Origin of the sequence: Pseudomonas syringae group sp. 243L2 (genome assembly GCF_032587875.1) — a bacterium.
GTDB lineage: Bacteria > Pseudomonadota > Gammaproteobacteria > Pseudomonadales > Pseudomonadaceae > Aquipseudomonas > Aquipseudomonas amygdali.
The window spans coordinates 122,354-140,071 of sequence record NZ_JAWHPL010000022.1; the positions used below are offsets into that span (position 1 = coordinate 122,354).

Consider the following 17,718-nt stretch of genomic DNA (forward strand, 5'->3'; position numbering starts at 1 on the left):
CCATAGGTAAGACGTGATGAATAAAAGACTTCAAGGCAATTGTTCCTCGAAGCCAGCCTTGGCAAGGTGCCTGGCTGTTCTGGCAATGATGCTGGCTCTGTCCGCCTGTGGCGTGACGGACCGTGTCGCCAAGCGCATGGATGACACCTGGGCTGGCGACATGATGTTTGGTGACAACGAAAAGGTCATCCTGACGACTGACGGCGGTAATCAGCTCAACCCTGACGAGTACGGCAAACCGCTCTCGGTGGTGGTGCGCGTTTATCAACTGTCCTCTCTGGAGCGCTTCGAGTCAATCAACGCCGACACCCTCTGGGATGATCCGCAAAAGGCTCTGGGCAACACACTGGTCGAAAGCAGAGAGCTGATTCTGTTGCCTGGCATAGGCGAGACCGATCAATGGCCGCTGAACCCGAATGCCTCGTATGTGGGCATCGCGGCGTTCTTCCGCACCGACGTCGACAGCCGCTGGAAGGTCGCGTTCGACGCCAACACGCTGCGCAAGGACGGTATCTGGTTCTCGTCCGACGGTGTGCGCGTGCTGGTGGACAACAACTACATCCTCGCCGTTCGTGGCGTGGATGTGCTGAACAGGCTCAAGACTGAAGAGCAGTTCACTAAATCCAATTCGATGCCCGAACAACCCGCCGGCAAAGGTATTACCGAGCGTGTGCAGGACGCCGCTGTCCAGCAGGTTCAGGACTCGGCCGGCAGTGCTGCGAAAAAGGCAGCGGACTCACAATTCAATTCTCTGTTGGAAGGCGCCAAATGAGTAAACAAAGCCGCGTGATGTGGTCGGAAGGCATGTTCCTTTTGCCACAACATTTCCAATATCAGGATGAGTTTCACCAGCATCAGCTTGCTGAGTCGACACTGCGTTCCACGCCTTTCCATTGGGGCGTGCAAACGCTGGAAGTCGACGTCGAGGCATTGGCCACAGGCTCGTTGCAACTGAAGCGCCTGAAGCTGGTGTTCCCTGACGGCAGCCTTTACGACGCGCCGCAGCACGACCCGCTGCCCGCCGCCCGCGACCTGAAAAATCTGATCAAGGGTGGAGAAATCAAGGTCTATGCGGCGCTCAAGCTGCCCGAGCCCTTTGGCCTGAACTACGTTGAAGATGGCCAGGAACAGAAGAGCGCCCGGCGCTTTCGCAAACAGTTCGACACCCTGCCTGACCTCAACGAAGGCGATCTGGAAAACGAGATCACCAGCCTGCGTCTGAACGTCGTGATGCTGGTCGATGGCGACACTCTGGATGGCTACAGTTATTGCCCGATTGCCCGACTGGCACGCAATAGCATCGGCGGTTTCAACCTTGACGCGCATTTTGTGCACCCTACGTTGCACGTGGGCACCCACGAGACGCTGGTTGGCCTTGGCAGACGCCTGATCAGCGTGCTGCAAGCCAAGAGCAAGGCACTTTCAGGCCGCCGCCGCGAGCGTGCCGACCAGATCGCCGAGTTCGGTTCCAGCGACGTTACGTTGTTCTGGCTGCTGAATACGGTCAACCGCGCCTACCCGCAACTGGCCCACCTGCTGGCGCACCCACGCCTGCATCCAGAGCGGCTGTATCTGTTTCTCGCGGAACTGGCGGGCGGTTTGCTGACGTTCTCGCTGGACACCCAGCTCACTGACATCCCCGATTACGATCATCAGGACCCGGCGGCCTCGCTGGTGAAGCTCGACGAACTGGTTCGTCTGCTGCTTGAGAACGTGATTCCGAACCAGTGCATCGTCATCAATCTGAGCCAGGTCCGGCCTTCGTACTGGCAGGGCCAATTGCTCGACCCACGCCTTACCGAAGCGGATTTCTATATTTCAGTGCATGCCGACATGCCCGGCTCCAGCCTGCTGGAACTGGTGCCGCGTGCGTTCAAGGTCGGCTCGCCGGAAGACATCGAGGTGGTCGTCAACAGCGCCATGCCGGGCGTCACCCTGAACCACTCGACACGCCTGCCAAACGCCATTCCGGTGCGCCTGGACAACCATTACTTCTCCATCGAGCCACATGGCCGGGTGTACGAACGCATGATGGAAGCCCAGGCCATTTCCTTCTACGCGCCCAGCGCGTTTACCAACCTCAAGCTTGAACTGTTGGCGGTGCTTAAATGACTGAAGCCGTGATGCAAGGTGCCGCTGCGGCCGCAACCGAAAAACCTACGCTCAAAGACCTGGTACGTGACTTCATCACCATGGCGCTGATTGTCCGTCGCGGCCGCCAGGCGATCTCGGTCACCGCGTTCGAAGCCAGCGTCGATACTTTCTTCGCCAACCTGGAGCGTCAGGCGCGCAGCGCCAATTACAGCGTCGAACAGGTAAAAGACGCGCAGTACGCACTGTGCGCATTCCTTGATGAGAGCGTGCTGCGTTCGGGCGACAACGATATGCGTCGCCACTTCGAAATGGAGCCGCTGCAGTTCCGTTATTTCGGCGTCCACCTGGCGGGCGAAGGCTTCTTCGAGAAAATCGAACTGCTGCGCGCCGACGTGAAAAAGAACCTGGATGTGCTTGAGGTGTACCACCTGTGCCTGGCGCTGGGTTTCGAAGGCAAGTTCGGCCTCGGCCAGAAAGACCAATTGCGCTATCTGGCCAACACGCTGGGCCAGGACATCGCACGCTACCGCAAGACGCCAAAGGCGCTGTCGCCTGACTGGGCATTGCCTGACCAAGTGTCGCAGATGCTTCGCCATGAAGTTCCGGTATGGCTTTACCTGGTGCTCATCGCCCTCGTGTGCCTGGGTGTCTATCTGACGCTTGACTGGTTGCTGGGCAAAGACGTGGCCGCATTGGCCGAACAAATCAGCCAACTGTTCAATGCTTGAGTCCCGATCAGGTAACCGAGTCAGGAAGACATGAAGACATTACTGCGCCTGTTAAAAAGTTTCTGGTTCCTGGTCCCGATACTGTGGCTGATCAGCCTGGCTGTCTGCTGGTTTTTCGCCCCCAGGATCAGTTGGCTGCAAGGCTATACGCTTGAAGCGATGGCGATCATCAGCGCCTTCTATCTGCTGTTGATCGTACTGCGCCAATACCGACGGATTCGTACCGAACACAACCTCGAAAATCTGGTTCAGATCGAAGTTGACCGCTCGCTGAAGTCGACCGGTGAGTTCCGTGATCAGCAAGTGCTGCGCGACCGCCTCAAGCATGCCATTGCCATGCTGCGCACCGATCGCTCGGCAGGCGGTGGCGGCTCCTCGGCGCTTTACGATCTGCCCTGGTATCTGGTCATCGGCATGTCGGCGGCAGGCAAGACCTCCTTGCTGACCCGCTCCGGCCTGTCGGCCAGCATTGCCAGTAGCGCCAATGACACGGAAAGCGGCACCCAGCATTGCGACTGGTACTTCAGCCCTGAAGCAGTGATGATCGACACCGCGGGTCGCTACCTGCGTGACGATCAGTCTGCCAGCGAATTCGCTGCGTTCCTGCGTATGCTCAAAAAGCAGCGCAGCAAGGCCGCCGTCAATGGTCTGGTGCTGGTGGTCAGCCTGCCAGAGCTATTGGCCGCCTCTGCCGCCGAGCGCAACGAGATGGGTGCGCGCCTGGTAACGCGCATCGAGGAATATACCGATTGCCTGGACGCCAACCCGCCTATTTATCTGATGCTGACCAAGACCGACCAACTGCCCGGCTTCAACCAGGCTTTCGACGGTATGGACCTGCATGAGCGCCAGCAGCCGCTGGGCATGACGTTCGGTCTGACAGAGATCACCACAGAAAGCCTGCGTTCGGTGCTCGATCGCAAACTGGCGAACCTGCAAGCGCATGTCAGTCGCCACGTCGATGCACAGATGATCGCGCTGGGTGCCGACGCCAACAGCGCCCTGCTCAACTTCCCCAACTACTTTGCCGAGCTGTCGGCGATACTCGAACAGTTCCTGCAGCATTTCGCGCGCAGTAACGTCAACGGTACCCAGTTGTTGCTGCGCGGCCTGTATTTCACCAGTGCCCTGCAAACCGACAAGCAGCTGACACCGGTGTATGAAGACGAGCTTTCAGAGTCGTTCGTCTTGCGGCCAGCGACCGCACCCGATGCGCTGGAAGAGGACGAACAACGGAAAATCAGTGATCGCAGTTACTTCATCACCGATACCTTCCGCCGCGTCATTTTCCCTGACCGTGACCTGACCCTGTACCAGTCACGTCATGGCCGCGACAAATCACTGGGGCCGATTGTCATCGCTCTGGCGCTGTTCGCCGGGCTGGCCTTCATCGGCTGGCAGGCCCTGTCGTTCCAGAAAAACCGCGAGTGGCTGGCCGCGATCAGCCAACAGTTGACCGAACTGGAACAGTCCCCGGACCGTGCCCAGCGCCTCGCCTCCGGCCAAGGCCTGGAATTGCTGCGCAACCAGCTGGCTGCCATCGAGAAATACCGCACCAAGGGCGTGCCTCTTCAGCTCAGTGGCGGCCTGTACCGTGGCGACGATATCTACTTCGCCACCCAGACTGCCTACCTGCAGCAACTGCGTACCCAGGCGCTGGAACCGATCACGCTGAAACTGCAATTGCAGATGCGTGAATTCAACGAGTTCGCCAAAACCATGGACCCGCAATATGGCTTCGGGGCTACACCCGCAGGGTCGGAAACCAAAACGGGCAAGGTACGCGCTCAAGGTCAGAAACTGCTAGACCGCGGCGCGCGCAACGTCGCTGCGGGCCGTCCGACCAGCCTGAGCAGCATCCCGCGCAGCACCGGCGAGGTTGCCAATCGACTGACCGGCGCAGCAAGAGGCACAGCCAGCCAGACGCGCAGCGAAGCGATTGCCGCGCTACGCAACCCGGCCACTGCCAACGATGCTGCCGAGCTTTCAGCCACAACAGGCGGCTTATCGTTGTCGGAAGAGATGCTCGGGCGACTCGATGAACGGCAAGTGGCGTCCATCATCGAGTCATACAACGCCCTCAAGCTCTATCTGATTCTGACTCAGCCGACCACGCATCCGGAAACCGAGTTCGTCAACGCAGCGTTGCCGGTGGCCTGGGCGGGCATTTCCAGCGAGACCAATCCGATCAGCGACGACGTCATCGAGGACAACTCGCCGGTCTACGTACAGCTGCTCAAGAATGGTGACGCGCCGGCCATGCCACGCAATGAGCAACTGATCGACGAGACCCGCAAGAGCCTGAAGTTTTTCATGATCTCCAGCTCGCTGGTGGACCGTGAATACCTGCGTCTGCAACTGGAATCCAGCCGTCAGTTCCCGGCAATCGGCCTGAATGATCTGGTGCCGATGCCGGGTCGACAGTTGCTCTACGGTTCGGAGGCTGTACCTGCGATTTTCACCCGCCAGGGCTGGGAAGAGTTCGTGAAACCCGAGCTGATCAAGCTGGTGTCCGGCAACCTGCGTAACGAGTCGGACTGGGTTCTGGATGGCGAAGGCGGCGACAGCGTGGTGCAGAAAGCCAACTTCGTCCGTGAATTCATGGCCCGTTACAAGCGCGATTACACGCAGGTCTGGTACACCATGATCGACAGCGTCGGTGTGCGCCGCTTCAGCGACATGGCCAACGCCACACAGCAGTTGTCATTGCTCAGCGACGTACGCAATTCGCCGGTCAAACTGCTGCTGTCTGCCGTCAACGACAACACGCAATGGGACGTGCCTGCACCTCGCGAAGCGCAACAGACCGGCGTCAAACGCGACGATGGCTTCTGGGGCAAGGTCAGCGGTATCTTCGACAACAAGGAAGCTGCAGCCAGCGTACTGATCTCGCCATTGCCTGCGGTGGATGACGGCAGTCTGGCCAAACGCTTCGAACCTGTATCAAGGGTTTTCGCAGCGCAGAATGCCGAGGGCGCTGACAGCACCATCATGGATCGCTACCTGGCAGCGCTGCGTAAACTCAAAGTGCGGATGAACAACATCCAGCGCTCGCAGGATGTCGGCAAGAGCAGCAAGCAGTTGATCGGCGAAACCCTTGAAGGGCAGCCGAGCGAAGTCACCAACGTGCGTAACTACGTTGAAACCACGGTCGATACCAGTCAGGGCGGGCTTTCCACCTCGCTGCAAAGCCTGTTCAGCCTGCCGATCCAGTTCGCCTGGGAAACGCTGCGCGATCCGGCCGGCGAACAGATCGCCAAAGCCTGGGCCAAACAGGTCGCCAAACCTTGGGAACAGGTCATGGCGCATCGTTACCCGATTGCTGCGGATAGCCGCAACGAGGCATCGGTGAAAGACCTGCAACGCTTCGTCGACCCGGAATCCGGCCTGCTACCGAACTTCAAGCGCAACGAAATCGGCAACCTGTCCGATGGCGAAGGCCTGGGTATGGGCAGCGGGTCCAAGGCTGCGCCGCTGGTCAATCCGAAAATGGTCAGCAACATTGACAAGGCCAGTTCGCTGGGCGAGGTCATCGCCAGCCTCTCGGATCGCGACAATGGTTTCGAGATCATGCTGGAGCCGTCGGCCTACTTCACTGACATTATCTTCACGCTGGATGGCCAGGAGCAGCATTACCGCAACGGCAAAACCAGCTGGAGCCGCTTCTCATGGCCGGGTACCACGACAGCACCGGGCGCACGCCTGGATGTGGTCACGCTGACCGGCGAGCGCATCACCGTGTTCGACTACACCGGGCGCTGGGGCCTGCTGCGCATGAACGACAGCGCACGGGTCGCCGACCTGGACGGCATTCAGCAGCGTTTCAGCTGGAACACGGCCAAGGGGCCGGTCAGTCTGGTGGTGCGCAACTATGGTGGCGTGAAGCTGACCGACCTGGCCAACGTCAAGGCGCTGAGCGCGCTTAACGCAACAGATGGGCGGACCAAGTGAGGATGCACATGCTCGATCTGGAGGGCGGTCGATGATTGGCTGCTTCGGAAAAGTGCCCGCGAGCGCAGATTTCGTCAGCCTGCATGGCGCCAGCGACGATGTCTGCGAGTTCGATGCCTGGCTGCAAGGCGCACTCGCCGACATGCAGCAGCGCGACGACTGGCGCACGTTGTTCGACCAGTTGCCCGTGTGTTTTTTCAGCTATCGGGCACGCAGCGGCAACTGGCTGGTGGGCGGTTTGATCAGCTCGCGGGACTCGAGTGCACGGCGTTATCCGTTCTTCATCTTTCAAACGGTGAAGTCCAGCGACGCCGGTGTGTTTGTGAACCCGTTTACCCTGAGCGAGCTGTTCGCCGGGCAGATCAAACCGCTGCTGCACATGGCCGCACAGGGCGAAGGCACCTCAGTGCTGTTCGAGCGCATCAGGGCCCTGCGCCCGCTGCAAGGACAGGACTTCGAACTGTTCCGGCGTGTGCATGAGAAGTTTCTGGTGAACTTCACTCTGCGTGACATTGCGACTTCGCTGGAAAGCTCATACCCCGAGTTCATTAGCAATGCCGTGCTCACCCGGCTGCAAGCGCTGGGTCGCCCGTCGTACAGGGCACCGATAGGTATTTCGCTGCCGCTGCCTGCCGAGCGAGGCTTGAAGAACCCGACAGCAGACCTGTGGGTCAATTGGCTGACACGCATTGACCCGAACAAGGCAGTGCCGCAAATCAGCATTCTGGCGGACGACTTCATGCGCCCCCGACTGTTCTGCTTCCCGTCGCGCAGCACCTCAGGCGTGTACCGCGTGGTGACGGGCGTGGGCGAGCATTCGGAGAACTATGACGTGCTGGCACCCTTTGACGCGTTCGACGAACACCACCGAGGCCATGTGTTTCCAGACATTGACCGCCCTCTTTATGACGTTATCGACCGCTTTGTCGATGTGCTGGATTTGAAGTCCGTATGAACAAGATCAAATACTACTTTTTGCGCTACCAGCCCTATGTTCTCGGGGTCTGTTTTTTTCTGTCGATCTTCATCATCTGGAGCATCGGCCGTGCCCTGGGCTTCAGTTCGATGAACAGTCTGCTGACGGGGATAGGCCTGTTCCTGCTGCTGTCGGCGGCGTATGTGCTGTTGCTGTATCGGGGCGTATCACAGCATCAGAACCTGGAGGGTCTGCTGCGTGATGACGCCGATCAGGCCGTGCTCAATGCCAGCCCGGCGGATCGCGAAGAGGTCAGCCTGCTGCGTGAGCGCTTGCTGCAAAGCATCGAACGGTTGCAGAGCAACAAGCCGAACGGCAGCAATGCCAAGGACGCGCTTTACGCCCTGCCCTGGTATCTGGTGGTGGGTCAGCCCGCTGCGGGCAAAAGCACCATGCTGTATCAGTCGGGCCTCAACTTCCCCTACGCCGAGCGCGAAGGCGCACGCGTCGCCGGGCTGGGCGGCACGCGCAATTGCGACTGGTTCTTCAGCTCGGAAGCCGTGCTGCTGGATACCGCTGGCCGCTACATGAATGATCAGCAGGAAGCCGGCAAATGGCGCGCCTTTCTGCAATTGCTGCGTCAGCATCGCCAGCGCAGACCGCTAAACGGCCTGATTGTCACGGTCAGCATTCATGACATTCTGCAATCCTCGGTGGAGGATCAGGAGCGCATCGCCAAACGTCTGCGCGAGCGAATCCAGGAAACCCACGCGCTGCTGGAAGTGCGTCTGCCGGTGTATCTGGTGTTCACCAAGTGTGACCTGGTACCGGGCTTTGTCCCCTTCTACCGCCAGCTGGATGATGTGGCGCGTGGCGAAGTGATGGGCAAGACCTTCCCGCACAAGGGCTTCGAGCAAGCTGACTGGGGCCAGCGCTTCGGTGTGGCGATGGACGAGCTGATCAATTACTGGAAAGAGATCGCCAACCAACAGCTGGTGCTTCAGGACATCCAGATCACGCGTCAGGACACCGCGGTGTATCGCTTCCCGCTGGAACTGGAAGCCTTGAAACCGCGCCTGCTGATGTTCGTCGATGCCCTGCTGCGCGCCAACCCGTATCAAAGTGCCGAGATGCTGCGCGGTTTCTACTTCACCAGCGCACTGGACGCCGATCAACCCGAGATGGGCGGACATACCCGTCAGGTGACCGAGCGCTTCCAGCTGGAAAGCGAGCAGGACCTGGTCGACGGCAATGCGCAGCCACACCCGCTGTTCATCAACAGCCTGTTCCGCAAGGTGATCATTCCCGACCAGCATCTGGTGGCGCTGTACACCACCAACCATCGCGAGCGTCGCCGCAAGGCCGCGTGGATTGGCGGCGCCAGTCTTGTTGCCCTGTTGATCTGCAGCCTGTGGGGCTGGTCGTACTGGAACAATAAAGACAACATCCAGTCCATTTCCACCGAGCTCGCTCAGGCAGCAGCCGATGACAGCAAAGCCACCGGTCAGTACACCGAATGGCAAACGCTGGATCGCATGCGCTTCTGGACCTCGCTTTATTACGACCGTCACCACGACGAAGGCGTACCGCTGCGCCTGCGCCTGGGTCTTTACCGGGGCTATGACGTCGAGCCGTTGCTGCGCACGCGCTACTTCAACCGTCTGGAAACGGTGATGCTCAAGCCGACCGCAGACAACCTGACGCGCTCGCTTTACCTGCTGACCACCATCAAGGTCTACCAGCGTAATGCCAAGGACCTGATGCCGGTCACCGGCGTCGACAGCGTCGAACCCAAGGCATTGCCGCCGGATAACCGCGCGCAGTCCATCGCGGCCTTCGGCAAGGCGACGCTGGATACTTACGTCATGTTGTCGCGAGCGCAGCGCGAGAAGGCTGACCCGGCCTTCCTGAAAGCGAAGATGCCTGATTACTGGTACCCGGCCATCGCGCGCCAGACCGGCAAGACCATCACTGCGAACGCCGAGGCAGGCTCCAATCAGGATTACGAGTACGCCAGCCGCCAGATCAACTTCTACAGCGATCAGATTCACGAACTGGACGTGCCGAGAATTCTCGACAACGCATTCCTGACATCCAGTTCGCGTAATTACATCAACAGCCTGTTGACGCAGTCGTTGAAGGCTATCGAAACCATCACGCTGGAATCGGACACCCTGTTTGCCTTTGGTCGTGCCGACTTCCAGAGCCTGAAAACCGAAGGTCAAAACCAGTTGAGTGCGATCGCCGGCAAGCTGTTGAGCACACCGAACATCGGCAAGATCGTGATTGCAGGTCACGCCGACCAGCTGGGCGACCCGCAAAGCAACATGCAGGTGTCCAAGCAGCGTGCACAGACCATCAAGACGTATCTGGTCGGCAAGGGCGTGCCCGCCGAGCTGGTGGACGCGGTCGGTGAAGGCAGCGAGAAACCCTTGGTCAAATGCGATATGCAGCAGCCGAGGGCTCAGTTGATTCAGTGCCTTGAGCCGAATCGACGCGTAGAGATCGAAGTGCGCGCGCTCAATTGATCGCGCAGTGCAAGCAAACCGAAGCCCGGGTTGTCCACATGAGACCAGGGCCGTGGCAAGAGAACCTTTCTTGATCGTTTCAAGAAGGTTAATCAAAAGGGTCGTGTTCTGTCTTTAGACACCACAACCTTAAATGAAGAAAGGAGACGCAGAAAATGGCATTTGACGCATACATCCAAATCGACGGCATCCCGGGCGAAGTTCTGGACGACAAGCACAAAGACTGGATCGAAGTGCTCGGCTACGAGTTCGGCGCTACCCAGGCCACCTCCGCCACCGCCAGCTCGTCGGGCGGTGCTTCGTCCGAGCGCGTTGCACTGAGCGACTTCAGTATCCGCAAATCTGTGGACAAGGCTTCTGCCAAGCTGTTCGAAGCGTGCTGCAAAGGCACTCACATCGCCAAGATCCAGCTGAACGTCAACCGTGCTGGCGGCGACAAGCTGACCTACCTGACCATCAACCTGGAAGAAGTCGTTGTGTCTTCCGTGAAGGCTGTAGCAGGCGGCAACCAGAAAGGCGAAGACAACGCCGTCAGCGATCTGCCGATTGAAGAAATCAGCTTCAACTTCGCTCGCATCAAGACTACCTACACCCAACAGAGCCGTTCCGATGGCCAGGGTGGCGGTAACGTCACTGGCGGCTGGGACCGCACTGCGAACAAAGTATTCGCATAAGTCTGTGACACCTCGGGTCGCGCAAGCGGCCCGTCTTCAGCACCGTGTCTGCCCAGGCACGGTGTTCTTTTATCCTCTGATCAGAGTTGACTATGTCTGAATTTCTCAACGAACTTTCGCTTGCCGATCTGACGGCGCCCATCAACGGGGGCAGCGGCGAAGACCTGAGCTTTTCCACCCTGTTCGATCAGGTCAAGGAAGCTCGTCGAGCAGACCCCGATTACCTCACCCAAGGTGACTGGCAAACCGATCTGAAGTCCTCGGACTGGGATCAGACCATCACGTTGGCCGCACAGGGCCTTGCTGAACAAAGCAAGGACCTGATGCTCGTCGCCTGGCTCAGTGAAGCCCTGGCGCACAAATACCACTTTGTCGGCATTACCTTCGGCCTGACCGTGGCCGAGCGGATCCTGCAAAATTTCTGGGACGATCTGTACCCGTCGCTGGAAGACGGCGTAGAAGAACGCGCCGCCCGCCTGGCCTGGCTGAAAACCACGCTGACCGAAGTCGTCGGCGGGCTGCCGATCACCCAGGGGCAGAACTTTGGCCTGTTGCGCTACGACGAGTCGCGCCACGTGGAAAACCTCGCCCTGCAAAACCCCAAGGCCATGCAGGCTGCTGTTGACGAAGGCAAGATCAACGCCGAAATCTTCCAGCGCTCCGTGGTACTGACCGACTCGGACCACCTGCGCCTCAAGGCCAGCGAAATCGCTGCCAGCCTGTACGCCTGCCAGCAGCTCCAGGCCACTGCCGATACCCTGTTCGGCCGCGACGCGCCCAGCCTCGTCACCCTGAGCGACATCCTGCAACGTGCCGGGCAACTGACCGAAAAGCTGCTCAAGGACCGAGGAATAGAACTGAGCCCTGCCCCGGCAGCCGCCGCTCAGACCGCACCCGAAATCGCCATCGACCAACCCGCAGGTGCCGCGATGACCCAGACCACCCAGGACAGCGCATCCGCACCACTGCGCACCACCCCGGCCACTCGCGACGAAGCCTTCACCATGCTCGCCGGTATTGCACAGTTCTTCAAAAACACCGAGCCGCAAAGCCCCGTCCCGTACCTCATCGAGCGCGCCATCAAGTGGGGCAACATGCCGCTGGAAGGCTGGCTGAACGACGTCATCAAAGACAGCAACGTCGTGGATAGCATTCGCGATGTGTTGGGCACGAAAGAGCCTAAGCAGTAAGGGCGATCTGGTGGATCGGTCTGTATGAAGGTGCGTACAGGCCGTCAGGAAATGCACCACAGGATGAGTCCGTCTGTATGACTGACGTGCTCTCGATTTACCCGTATTTTGCGTCTTACCCGGTGCAGCAAAAGGGAAAGACCATTCACATGACTCACACACATCAGGGACTAGAGAATGAGCACGTCAGACCCGGTAAAAGCAAAACAGCAGAAACGTATCCACCGGGTAAGGAAGGCAGACTCGCTGACTTTCTATCCAGAGACTCCCGTTCTCGATCCGACAATGATGAGAGCTCATTATTCAGCCTTCAAAGCCATCAACATAAAGCGCCTCATAACGCGCCATCGTATCAATGAGCCGCTGCCGCAGATACCCGTTCGCATGCCCCAAGGCTGCCAGAATCTGCGCCGACTCCACCAGATACGACGCTCGCTTTGCCTTCTTCCAGGTGGACGGCGCTGACTGGAGATTGGTGATGCGATCACACAACTTGACCGACGCAGCTTCTTTGGAATGCCTGGCGATCCCGGCGAAATAAAGCGCTTCGGAAAACGGCACGATCAGGTTCTTGCTCAGGCACGCCACGGCTGAGGCGACCTCCACACCGAACACTTCAGCCAACTCATCCTGAGTCACCGGCGTATCCTCCAGCACGTCGTGCAGTAACGCTGTGGGCAAGGCGATTTCAAGCGCGCCCACGGATTCTTCGCGATGGGCGAAGATCAACTCGTTGGCAACCATCGCCACGTGGGTGATGTAAGGAAGGTCCGAGCCTGTCATTTTTTGGCCGACGTGGGCTTGGGATGCGAATAGCCAGGCTTTGTTGAAGAGGTGTTGCGGGCATGATTTGGGCATTTGGGTCAGATTCCTTGTGACGCTATAAATATCCAGGGATCGCGGGCTGATCTCAAATAAAGTACGCGCGTTTCCCTATCAGCCGCCGATAGACTCGTCCAAAGGGTTCTGCAGCGGCGCACGCTCGAACAACTGTTGGGCCAGCCCCTGAATATGCTCGGACCATGCAACGTTCTTGACCCATTCCTCCGGCATACCCGACACCCCATACAAAGCGCCGGCGATTTGTCCGGCAGTGGCGGCTACGCTGTCGGCATCATCAGCCAAGTTGGAAGCCAGCAGGATCGCGTCTTTGAAATTGTCGGTATTCCATACAGCCCAAAGCGCTGCTTCGAGTGTGTCGATGACATAGCCTGAAGAGCGGATCTGGTCGCGGGTTTTTTCTTTGTATTCGCCTGCGTTGATGATCCATTAAAGCCCTTGGCAGTCTATATATTTTCTTGATCCTATGTTCGCAAAATGTATCGTATGAATTAAATTCAAAAACTCGTCGTCGAGCTTGATGACTGTATTACGACATTATTCGATACAGCACCTGATTCTGAATTTTATTTCAACTTAAATTAGCGCTGTGTCAGCAGCGATCATAAATAATCTCATCCATCTCATAGTACAGTGGTGCACGCTCAAACAACTGCTGAGCCAGAACTTGAATATGCTCGGACCATGCGACGTTCTTGACCCACTCCTCCGGCATGCCCGACACCCCATAAAGCGCGCCGGCGATTTGTCCGGCAGTGGCGGCTACGCTGTCGGCATCATCAGCCAGGTTGGAAGCCAGCAGAATGGCGTCTTTAAAATTGTCGGTATTCCATACAGCCCAAAGCGCTGCTTCCAGTGTGTCGATGACATAGCCTGAGGAGCGGATCTGGTCGCGGGTTTTTTCTTTGTACTCGCCAGCGTTGATGATCAATGCTCGCGGTCGTAATGGGCGAATCATCGGAGAAAGGGCTTCTTCTTTGTCCGCGCCGTTAAGGGCGAGATGCAACTGTGCGCCAAGCAGCTCGCAGAAACTTATAGCCTCCATTGCTCTATGTGTGCATCTGCTTTGTGCGGCGCTTTGCCGCCACGTAGCGAACAGCGAGTGCCTGCGAAATATTGCAGTAGGTGCTAATCTTATTATCGACCCGTTACCGGCAGTAGATGGATCGTCGTTGCCATACCAGCCATCTTTGCTTGCCAAGTGTCCTTCCAGAGCAGCACGAGTAGCGTTTCCGATATCGAAGCACTTACCGTTATGACTGTTCTCGCCGTTCTTATACCAACGACATAGCCTATCGGCGTAATCAAAAAAATCGAAATCACCTTTAGCAAGGTAGGTTTCCGCAAGACACAGCGCCATGCTGGTGTCATCGGTCCACTCCCCAGGATTAAGCTTGAAAGGACCTCCACCCACCATGTCATGGACATGGCTACGATCACGAGGCAAAAATTCCAGTGTTGTACCGACAGCATCACCTATGGCCAGCCCAAGCAGGCACCCTTTTGCACGATCCAGCGCCTGTGCTTCGGTGAGGGTACACGTCCGTGACGCTATCCAGCCGGGCTTCTCTACAGGCAATCTTGGTGCGTCAGCCTGCAGCATATAATCCATACGCTGGAGCAACTGCGCAGATGGCGGAGGCAGCAGGTGATCGTAGCGCTCAACATATCGATCGAGGATTTCGTTGGAGCTTCTCAAGTCGATCATGGGTCCTTCCAGAATAATTTCTCAAGGTGTAGAGCAGTATGGAAGCTGCTACCGGATGCCCGAGTCTATACCGCTTGTTAGCGGCTAAATAGCCATTCCCCGCTTTGCTCCTGGCTTCTGGATCAAAAGATCATCCCGCTCTCTCCTGCGGCATGTCATGGCGAAAGCATCCGCAGCCTTCTGGTCTGCATGAAAAAGATTGAAGCTGGCTTTGTCGATTTCGTAGTACTCCTCGTAATCGACCATCCGCTGCAGCTCGTAGCTTATTCAAGTACAGCTATCCATCGCCTATAAATAGATAATCCATTATTTCTTTTTGAGAGGGACCATGTATTTCAAATAACCTTGTTTTTCGAACAAAAGCTTTTGAGGAACAAACTCTGGATCTTGCTTGGCCTAGTACTCCAGCACGGTCTTGGATTCAGCCTTAGCCAACGGAGCAGGCTCATCAAACCGCAGCCAAGGCTGAGCCAAAAGCTTCGCTTATTACGCGCCAACCTATTCGTAAACTGCTTGTTCGAAATCTTCGCCTGAAGCTAGGTACTGCGCACTTCGATGCCATCCATGCGACCAATGAGGCCCTTTTTGACCTGTCAACGTATCCAGTACGTCACGATGGCGGTGAAGAGCAGTAGTACGAGTTGCTCCTAACATTTGGCCAGTTGCTGAGCTACAAGAGCAATGCGTTCCTAGATTATGTACGCTGAGCCACCGCTGGTGTCGGGGCCCGACGATTTCAGACTCTCACCAACGTGCGAGGCAGAGTGGCAAAGCCTTACTGAAAGATGCCGTATAGCACAGGACCGCTGTTTTCCCTCAAGCTCTGCCACCGGCCGCAATGGCCTGGAGAAAAGTGCTACTTTTGTGCATAGGTAGTGGCACTTTTGCTTTTTTGGATGGTCTGAAGGGCTGATTCGGTAGAAGCCCTGCGAAACGGCTGTAGTACGGCTCCTACGAATTTTTAGGAGACTTTACACTTCTCGAGTCGGCGTTAAGCGTAGAAAAATATTTCAAAACGAAATATTTTACAGACAGGCTGAAGGCATCAGCGTCGCACCTTTGGCCAGCATTTCTCCGCGGTAGCAGCCTTAGGTGCATTCAAGGATATCTATATGACCATGGATAAAGCCAAACCGGCACAGCTTGACCGCTGGCCTCAGGAACCTGGGTATCCCATCTTTTCCCTGCAGAGTCCGAGCTTCCATTGGGTATGTAGGTTCAGCGGACGACGTGATCTGGCAGCTACCGAGGCCTGCAAATGAATAAATTCTTGACCCCGCCTAGCTCCGCAAGCATGAGCTGCGAACGTAGCCAACCTGGGTTACTTGGTGTAGGCCATCGCCCTTTCGCGGGAGAGTCGGCCAGCAGCTTTTACATGCCGCTTCAGAACTTTGCAGGCACTTACGAAACTGATGACTACAGCGCGGCATTGTACATAGTCAACTTGCTATTGTCTAAAGATACAGAGCTTAGCCCTGAGGAATATAAAAATTTCGTTATTCAGTTGAGAGGGTATCTAAACACACTTAGAGAGTCGGCGAACGTCCCGATTGAGGCGCTGAGATCCCTCCAGCAGATGGCTGAAAGAATTCCAGAAATTGGTCCACTCATGTTTTCACTTGGTAATCTACCTGGAACAGTTGCTAGTGCTTCAGGCGCCATGATGGCTGCAGCCAAGGCCAGAAAAGTTACGGACTTGCTAGACTTGACTGCCGAGCAGAAAAGCAAGCTACATTCTTGGGCTAATACACGAGGAGCACCAGGCGCCAAATCAGCTCATAAGACGTTTAAAAACAGTATAAAGATTATTAAAAAAAATGGGAAATCCTTCTTTAAAATACCTGTTACTGCCGTTGCGCAGCACTACAAAATATTAGGGCAAGCCGGACAGCAGTTTGCTCACATCCCGCTAGTTGGTACCAGCGCATCATTGAATCAACGCGCGCACTTACACAGCAACGGCGCCACTGGAGCACTTAAGTTTATGGGCGGCAACACTGTAGGATTAATAATCGCTACGGTTCCCCAGGGAGTCCTAGACTATACAAGCTCCTCTAGTAAAAAAGAGTTTTACTCTAAAACTTTAGACAATCAACCTACAAACATTGCGTCGGTTGGTGCCGGTATAGTTGCAGGACATTTAGCCAGAGTAGCAATTACCTCAATAGCTGCTGCTGGCACCGGGATCGCAGCTACAGGAGCCGCGCCATTAATTGCTATCATTCTCGTCGGCTGGGGAGCAGGCTTAGCGGTACAATGGGCAATGGGGTACACGGGAGCTGATAAAGCGATTGGGAATAAATTAAAAGAAATGTTGATAGACAATGATTAATTCTGAAACAATAAAGACCGGCGGCTGGTCTGCTTTTTTTCTGCTGGCTTTATTCATGGCTTTCGGCACCCTCATGCTAGGCAATAACTGGTATATTTACTTTTTATTATTTTCTTCAATGCTTGCATGGACGCTATACATAGTCTACGTTTGCGAGAGCTACAGTACCTATATGTGGTCGCTGTTAGTTTCAAGCGTTGGAGGTTTTACATTGCCCGCGTGTGTTGTTGCATACGGTTTGGCTGCAGATGCGTCGCCCGACTCGAGTGTCTACCGTCTTCTGGCAGGTCTGGCGCCGGCTACACTAGCAGGCATTGTTTATACAGTTATAATTCATACCCGCCCAGCATACCAACCCTTTGAATATAAAGAAAATAGAATCCAGACGCGTCGAAACGTTAACCCGAAGTCCTCTATGAATTATAGTGTCCCTCTAATTAGTGGAATCACTACTCTCGCTGCCAGTATTTTCTTAAAATGGGCAGGAATGCTAACAGGCGCGCTCGTCGGCATGACTATCATGACAGGTGCAAGTATCTTTATATTGCTCTACGGTCGTCATGTCATCCGAGGTTTGCGAACACTCCGTATTCAAGAGCGAAATATGCCAACCCCATATACGTTCATGCAGCTCGATGAAATTCGCGAAGCACGCAGCAGGTGGTGGCTAGGCAGGTTATTCAAATGGGTAGCCTCCTGGCGCAAGCCGTCGGGAGCTTGATTTCCTGAAGAAATTACGGACAAACCGTCTCGGACG

The 17,718-nt window shown here is 56.5% G+C and carries 12 protein-coding genes and 2 pseudogenes; 10 read left to right on the plus strand and 4 right to left on the minus strand.

What is annotated here, in order from left to right; all coding sequences use genetic code 11:
* Nucleotides 1–16 precede the first annotated feature (16 nt).
* The 8 genes from tssJ (at nt 17) to tssA (ending at nt 12,081) form a co-directional block, all read left to right on the plus strand.
* Nucleotides 17–772, plus strand: coding sequence for a type VI secretion system lipoprotein TssJ (gene tssJ, locus RYB66_RS18205; RefSeq protein WP_011167351.1), 756 nt, complete (start codon nt 17–19; stop codon nt 770–772).
* Entirely contained in the window at nt 769–2,112 is a 1,344-nt protein-coding gene (gene tssK / locus RYB66_RS18210; RefSeq protein WP_005781681.1) for a type VI secretion system baseplate subunit TssK, read from the plus strand. Before tssJ ends, tssK begins: the two co-directional genes overlap by 4 nt.
* A complete protein-coding gene (gene icmH, locus RYB66_RS18215) occupies nt 2,109–2,822 on the plus strand; it encodes a type IVB secretion system protein IcmH/DotU (protein ID WP_002551418.1) in 714 nt (237 codons plus the stop codon). The genes tssK and icmH overlap by 4 nt, the downstream gene beginning before the upstream one ends.
* A gap of 30 nt (nt 2,823–2,852) precedes the next feature.
* Nucleotides 2,853–6,773: a type VI secretion protein IcmF/TssM N-terminal domain-containing protein gene (locus tag RYB66_RS18220; protein ID WP_316895061.1), complete on the plus strand. Its 3,921-nt coding sequence runs from the start codon at nt 2,853–2,855 to the stop codon at nt 6,771–6,773.
* A gap of 31 nt (nt 6,774–6,804) precedes the next feature.
* The gene (gene tagF / locus RYB66_RS18225; RefSeq protein ID WP_005759706.1) at nt 6,805–7,728 is read left to right on the plus strand and encodes a type VI secretion system-associated protein TagF; all 924 of its coding nucleotides are present in this window, start codon (nt 6,805–6,807) and stop codon (nt 7,726–7,728) included.
* Nucleotides 7,725–10,217 (plus strand): type VI secretion system membrane subunit TssM, encoded by a 2,493-nt coding sequence (gene tssM, locus RYB66_RS18230; RefSeq protein ID WP_016982572.1) that lies wholly within the window; start codon nt 7,725–7,727, stop codon nt 10,215–10,217. Before tagF ends, tssM begins: the two co-directional genes overlap by 4 nt.
* A 155-nt stretch (nt 10,218–10,372) precedes the next feature.
* Nucleotides 10,373–10,891 carry an Hcp family type VI secretion system effector gene (locus tag RYB66_RS18235; RefSeq protein WP_002551414.1) on the plus strand — a complete coding sequence of 173 codons (519 nt, stop codon included), beginning with the start codon at nt 10,373–10,375 and terminating at the stop codon, nt 10,889–10,891.
* 92 nt (nt 10,892–10,983) lie between these two features.
* The gene (gene tssA / locus RYB66_RS18240; RefSeq protein ID WP_316895065.1) at nt 10,984–12,081 is read left to right on the plus strand and encodes a type VI secretion system protein TssA; all 1,098 of its coding nucleotides are present in this window, start codon (nt 10,984–10,986) and stop codon (nt 12,079–12,081) included.
* 303 nt (nt 12,082–12,384) lie between these two features.
* Here the strand turns inward: tssA and RYB66_RS18245 are convergent, their stop codons facing one another.
* The 4 genes and pseudogenes from RYB66_RS18245 to RYB66_RS18260 form a co-directional block, all read right to left on the minus strand.
* Nucleotides 12,385–12,939 carry an HD domain-containing protein gene (locus RYB66_RS18245; RefSeq protein ID WP_057404873.1) on the minus strand — a complete coding sequence of 185 codons (555 nt, stop codon included), beginning with the start codon at nt 12,937–12,939 and terminating at the stop codon, nt 12,385–12,387.
* 78 nt (nt 12,940–13,017) lie between these two features.
* A pseudogene (locus RYB66_RS18250) lies at nt 13,018–13,347 on the minus strand (ADP-ribosylglycohydrolase family protein); the annotation flags it as partial.
* 166 nt (nt 13,348–13,513) lie between these two features.
* Nucleotides 13,514–14,629, minus strand: a complete 1,116-nt coding sequence (tri1, locus tag RYB66_RS18255) for an ADP-ribosylarginine hydrolase Tri1 (protein WP_316895069.1) — start codon at nt 14,627–14,629, stop codon at nt 13,514–13,516.
* Between the two features lie 84 nt (nt 14,630–14,713).
* Nucleotides 14,714–14,875, minus strand: a pseudogene (locus tag RYB66_RS18260) (hypothetical protein); the annotation flags it as partial.
* 1,129 nt (nt 14,876–16,004) lie between these two features.
* Here RYB66_RS18260 and RYB66_RS18265 point away from each other — a divergent pair.
* Together RYB66_RS18265 and RYB66_RS18270 are read left to right on the plus strand one after the other, a co-directional pair.
* The gene (locus tag RYB66_RS18265; protein WP_057404871.1) at nt 16,005–16,961 is read left to right on the plus strand and encodes a hypothetical protein; all 957 of its coding nucleotides are present in this window, start codon (nt 16,005–16,007) and stop codon (nt 16,959–16,961) included.
* Nucleotides 16,954–17,682, plus strand: coding sequence for a hypothetical protein (locus RYB66_RS18270; protein WP_064744666.1), 729 nt, complete (start codon nt 16,954–16,956; stop codon nt 17,680–17,682). The genes RYB66_RS18265 and RYB66_RS18270 overlap by 8 nt, the downstream gene beginning before the upstream one ends.
* Nucleotides 17,683–17,718: the final 36 nt, after the last annotated feature.

What these genes read in the sequence shown, in the direction of transcription:
- RYB66_RS18235 (WP_002551414.1), top strand. Translation starts at nt 10,373, where the DNA reads ATGGCATTTGACGCATACATCCAAATCGACGGCATCCCGGGCGAAGTT.
- RYB66_RS18220 (WP_316895061.1), top strand. Translation starts at nt 2,853, where the DNA reads ATGAAGACATTACTGCGCCTGTTAAAAAGTTTCTGGTTCCTGGTCCCG.
- RYB66_RS18265 (WP_057404871.1), top strand. Translation starts at nt 16,005, where the DNA reads ATGCCGCTTCAGAACTTTGCAGGCACTTACGAAACTGATGACTACAGC.
- RYB66_RS18245 (WP_057404873.1), bottom strand. Translation starts at nt 12,939, where the DNA reads ATGCCCAAATCATGCCCGCAACACCTCTTCAACAAAGCCTGGCTATTC.
- icmH (WP_002551418.1), top strand. Translation starts at nt 2,109, where the DNA reads ATGACTGAAGCCGTGATGCAAGGTGCCGCTGCGGCCGCAACCGAAAAA.
- RYB66_RS18270 (WP_064744666.1), top strand. Translation starts at nt 16,954, where the DNA reads ATGATTAATTCTGAAACAATAAAGACCGGCGGCTGGTCTGCTTTTTTT.
- tssJ (WP_011167351.1), top strand. Translation starts at nt 17, where the DNA reads ATGAATAAAAGACTTCAAGGCAATTGTTCCTCGAAGCCAGCCTTGGCA.
- tssK (WP_005781681.1), top strand. Translation starts at nt 769, where the DNA reads ATGAGTAAACAAAGCCGCGTGATGTGGTCGGAAGGCATGTTCCTTTTG.
- tssA (WP_316895065.1), top strand. Translation starts at nt 10,984, where the DNA reads ATGTCTGAATTTCTCAACGAACTTTCGCTTGCCGATCTGACGGCGCCC.
- tagF (WP_005759706.1), top strand. Translation starts at nt 6,805, where the DNA reads ATGATTGGCTGCTTCGGAAAAGTGCCCGCGAGCGCAGATTTCGTCAGC.
- tri1 (WP_316895069.1), bottom strand. Translation starts at nt 14,629, where the DNA reads ATGATCGACTTGAGAAGCTCCAACGAAATCCTCGATCGATATGTTGAG.
- tssM (WP_016982572.1), top strand. Translation starts at nt 7,725, where the DNA reads ATGAACAAGATCAAATACTACTTTTTGCGCTACCAGCCCTATGTTCTC.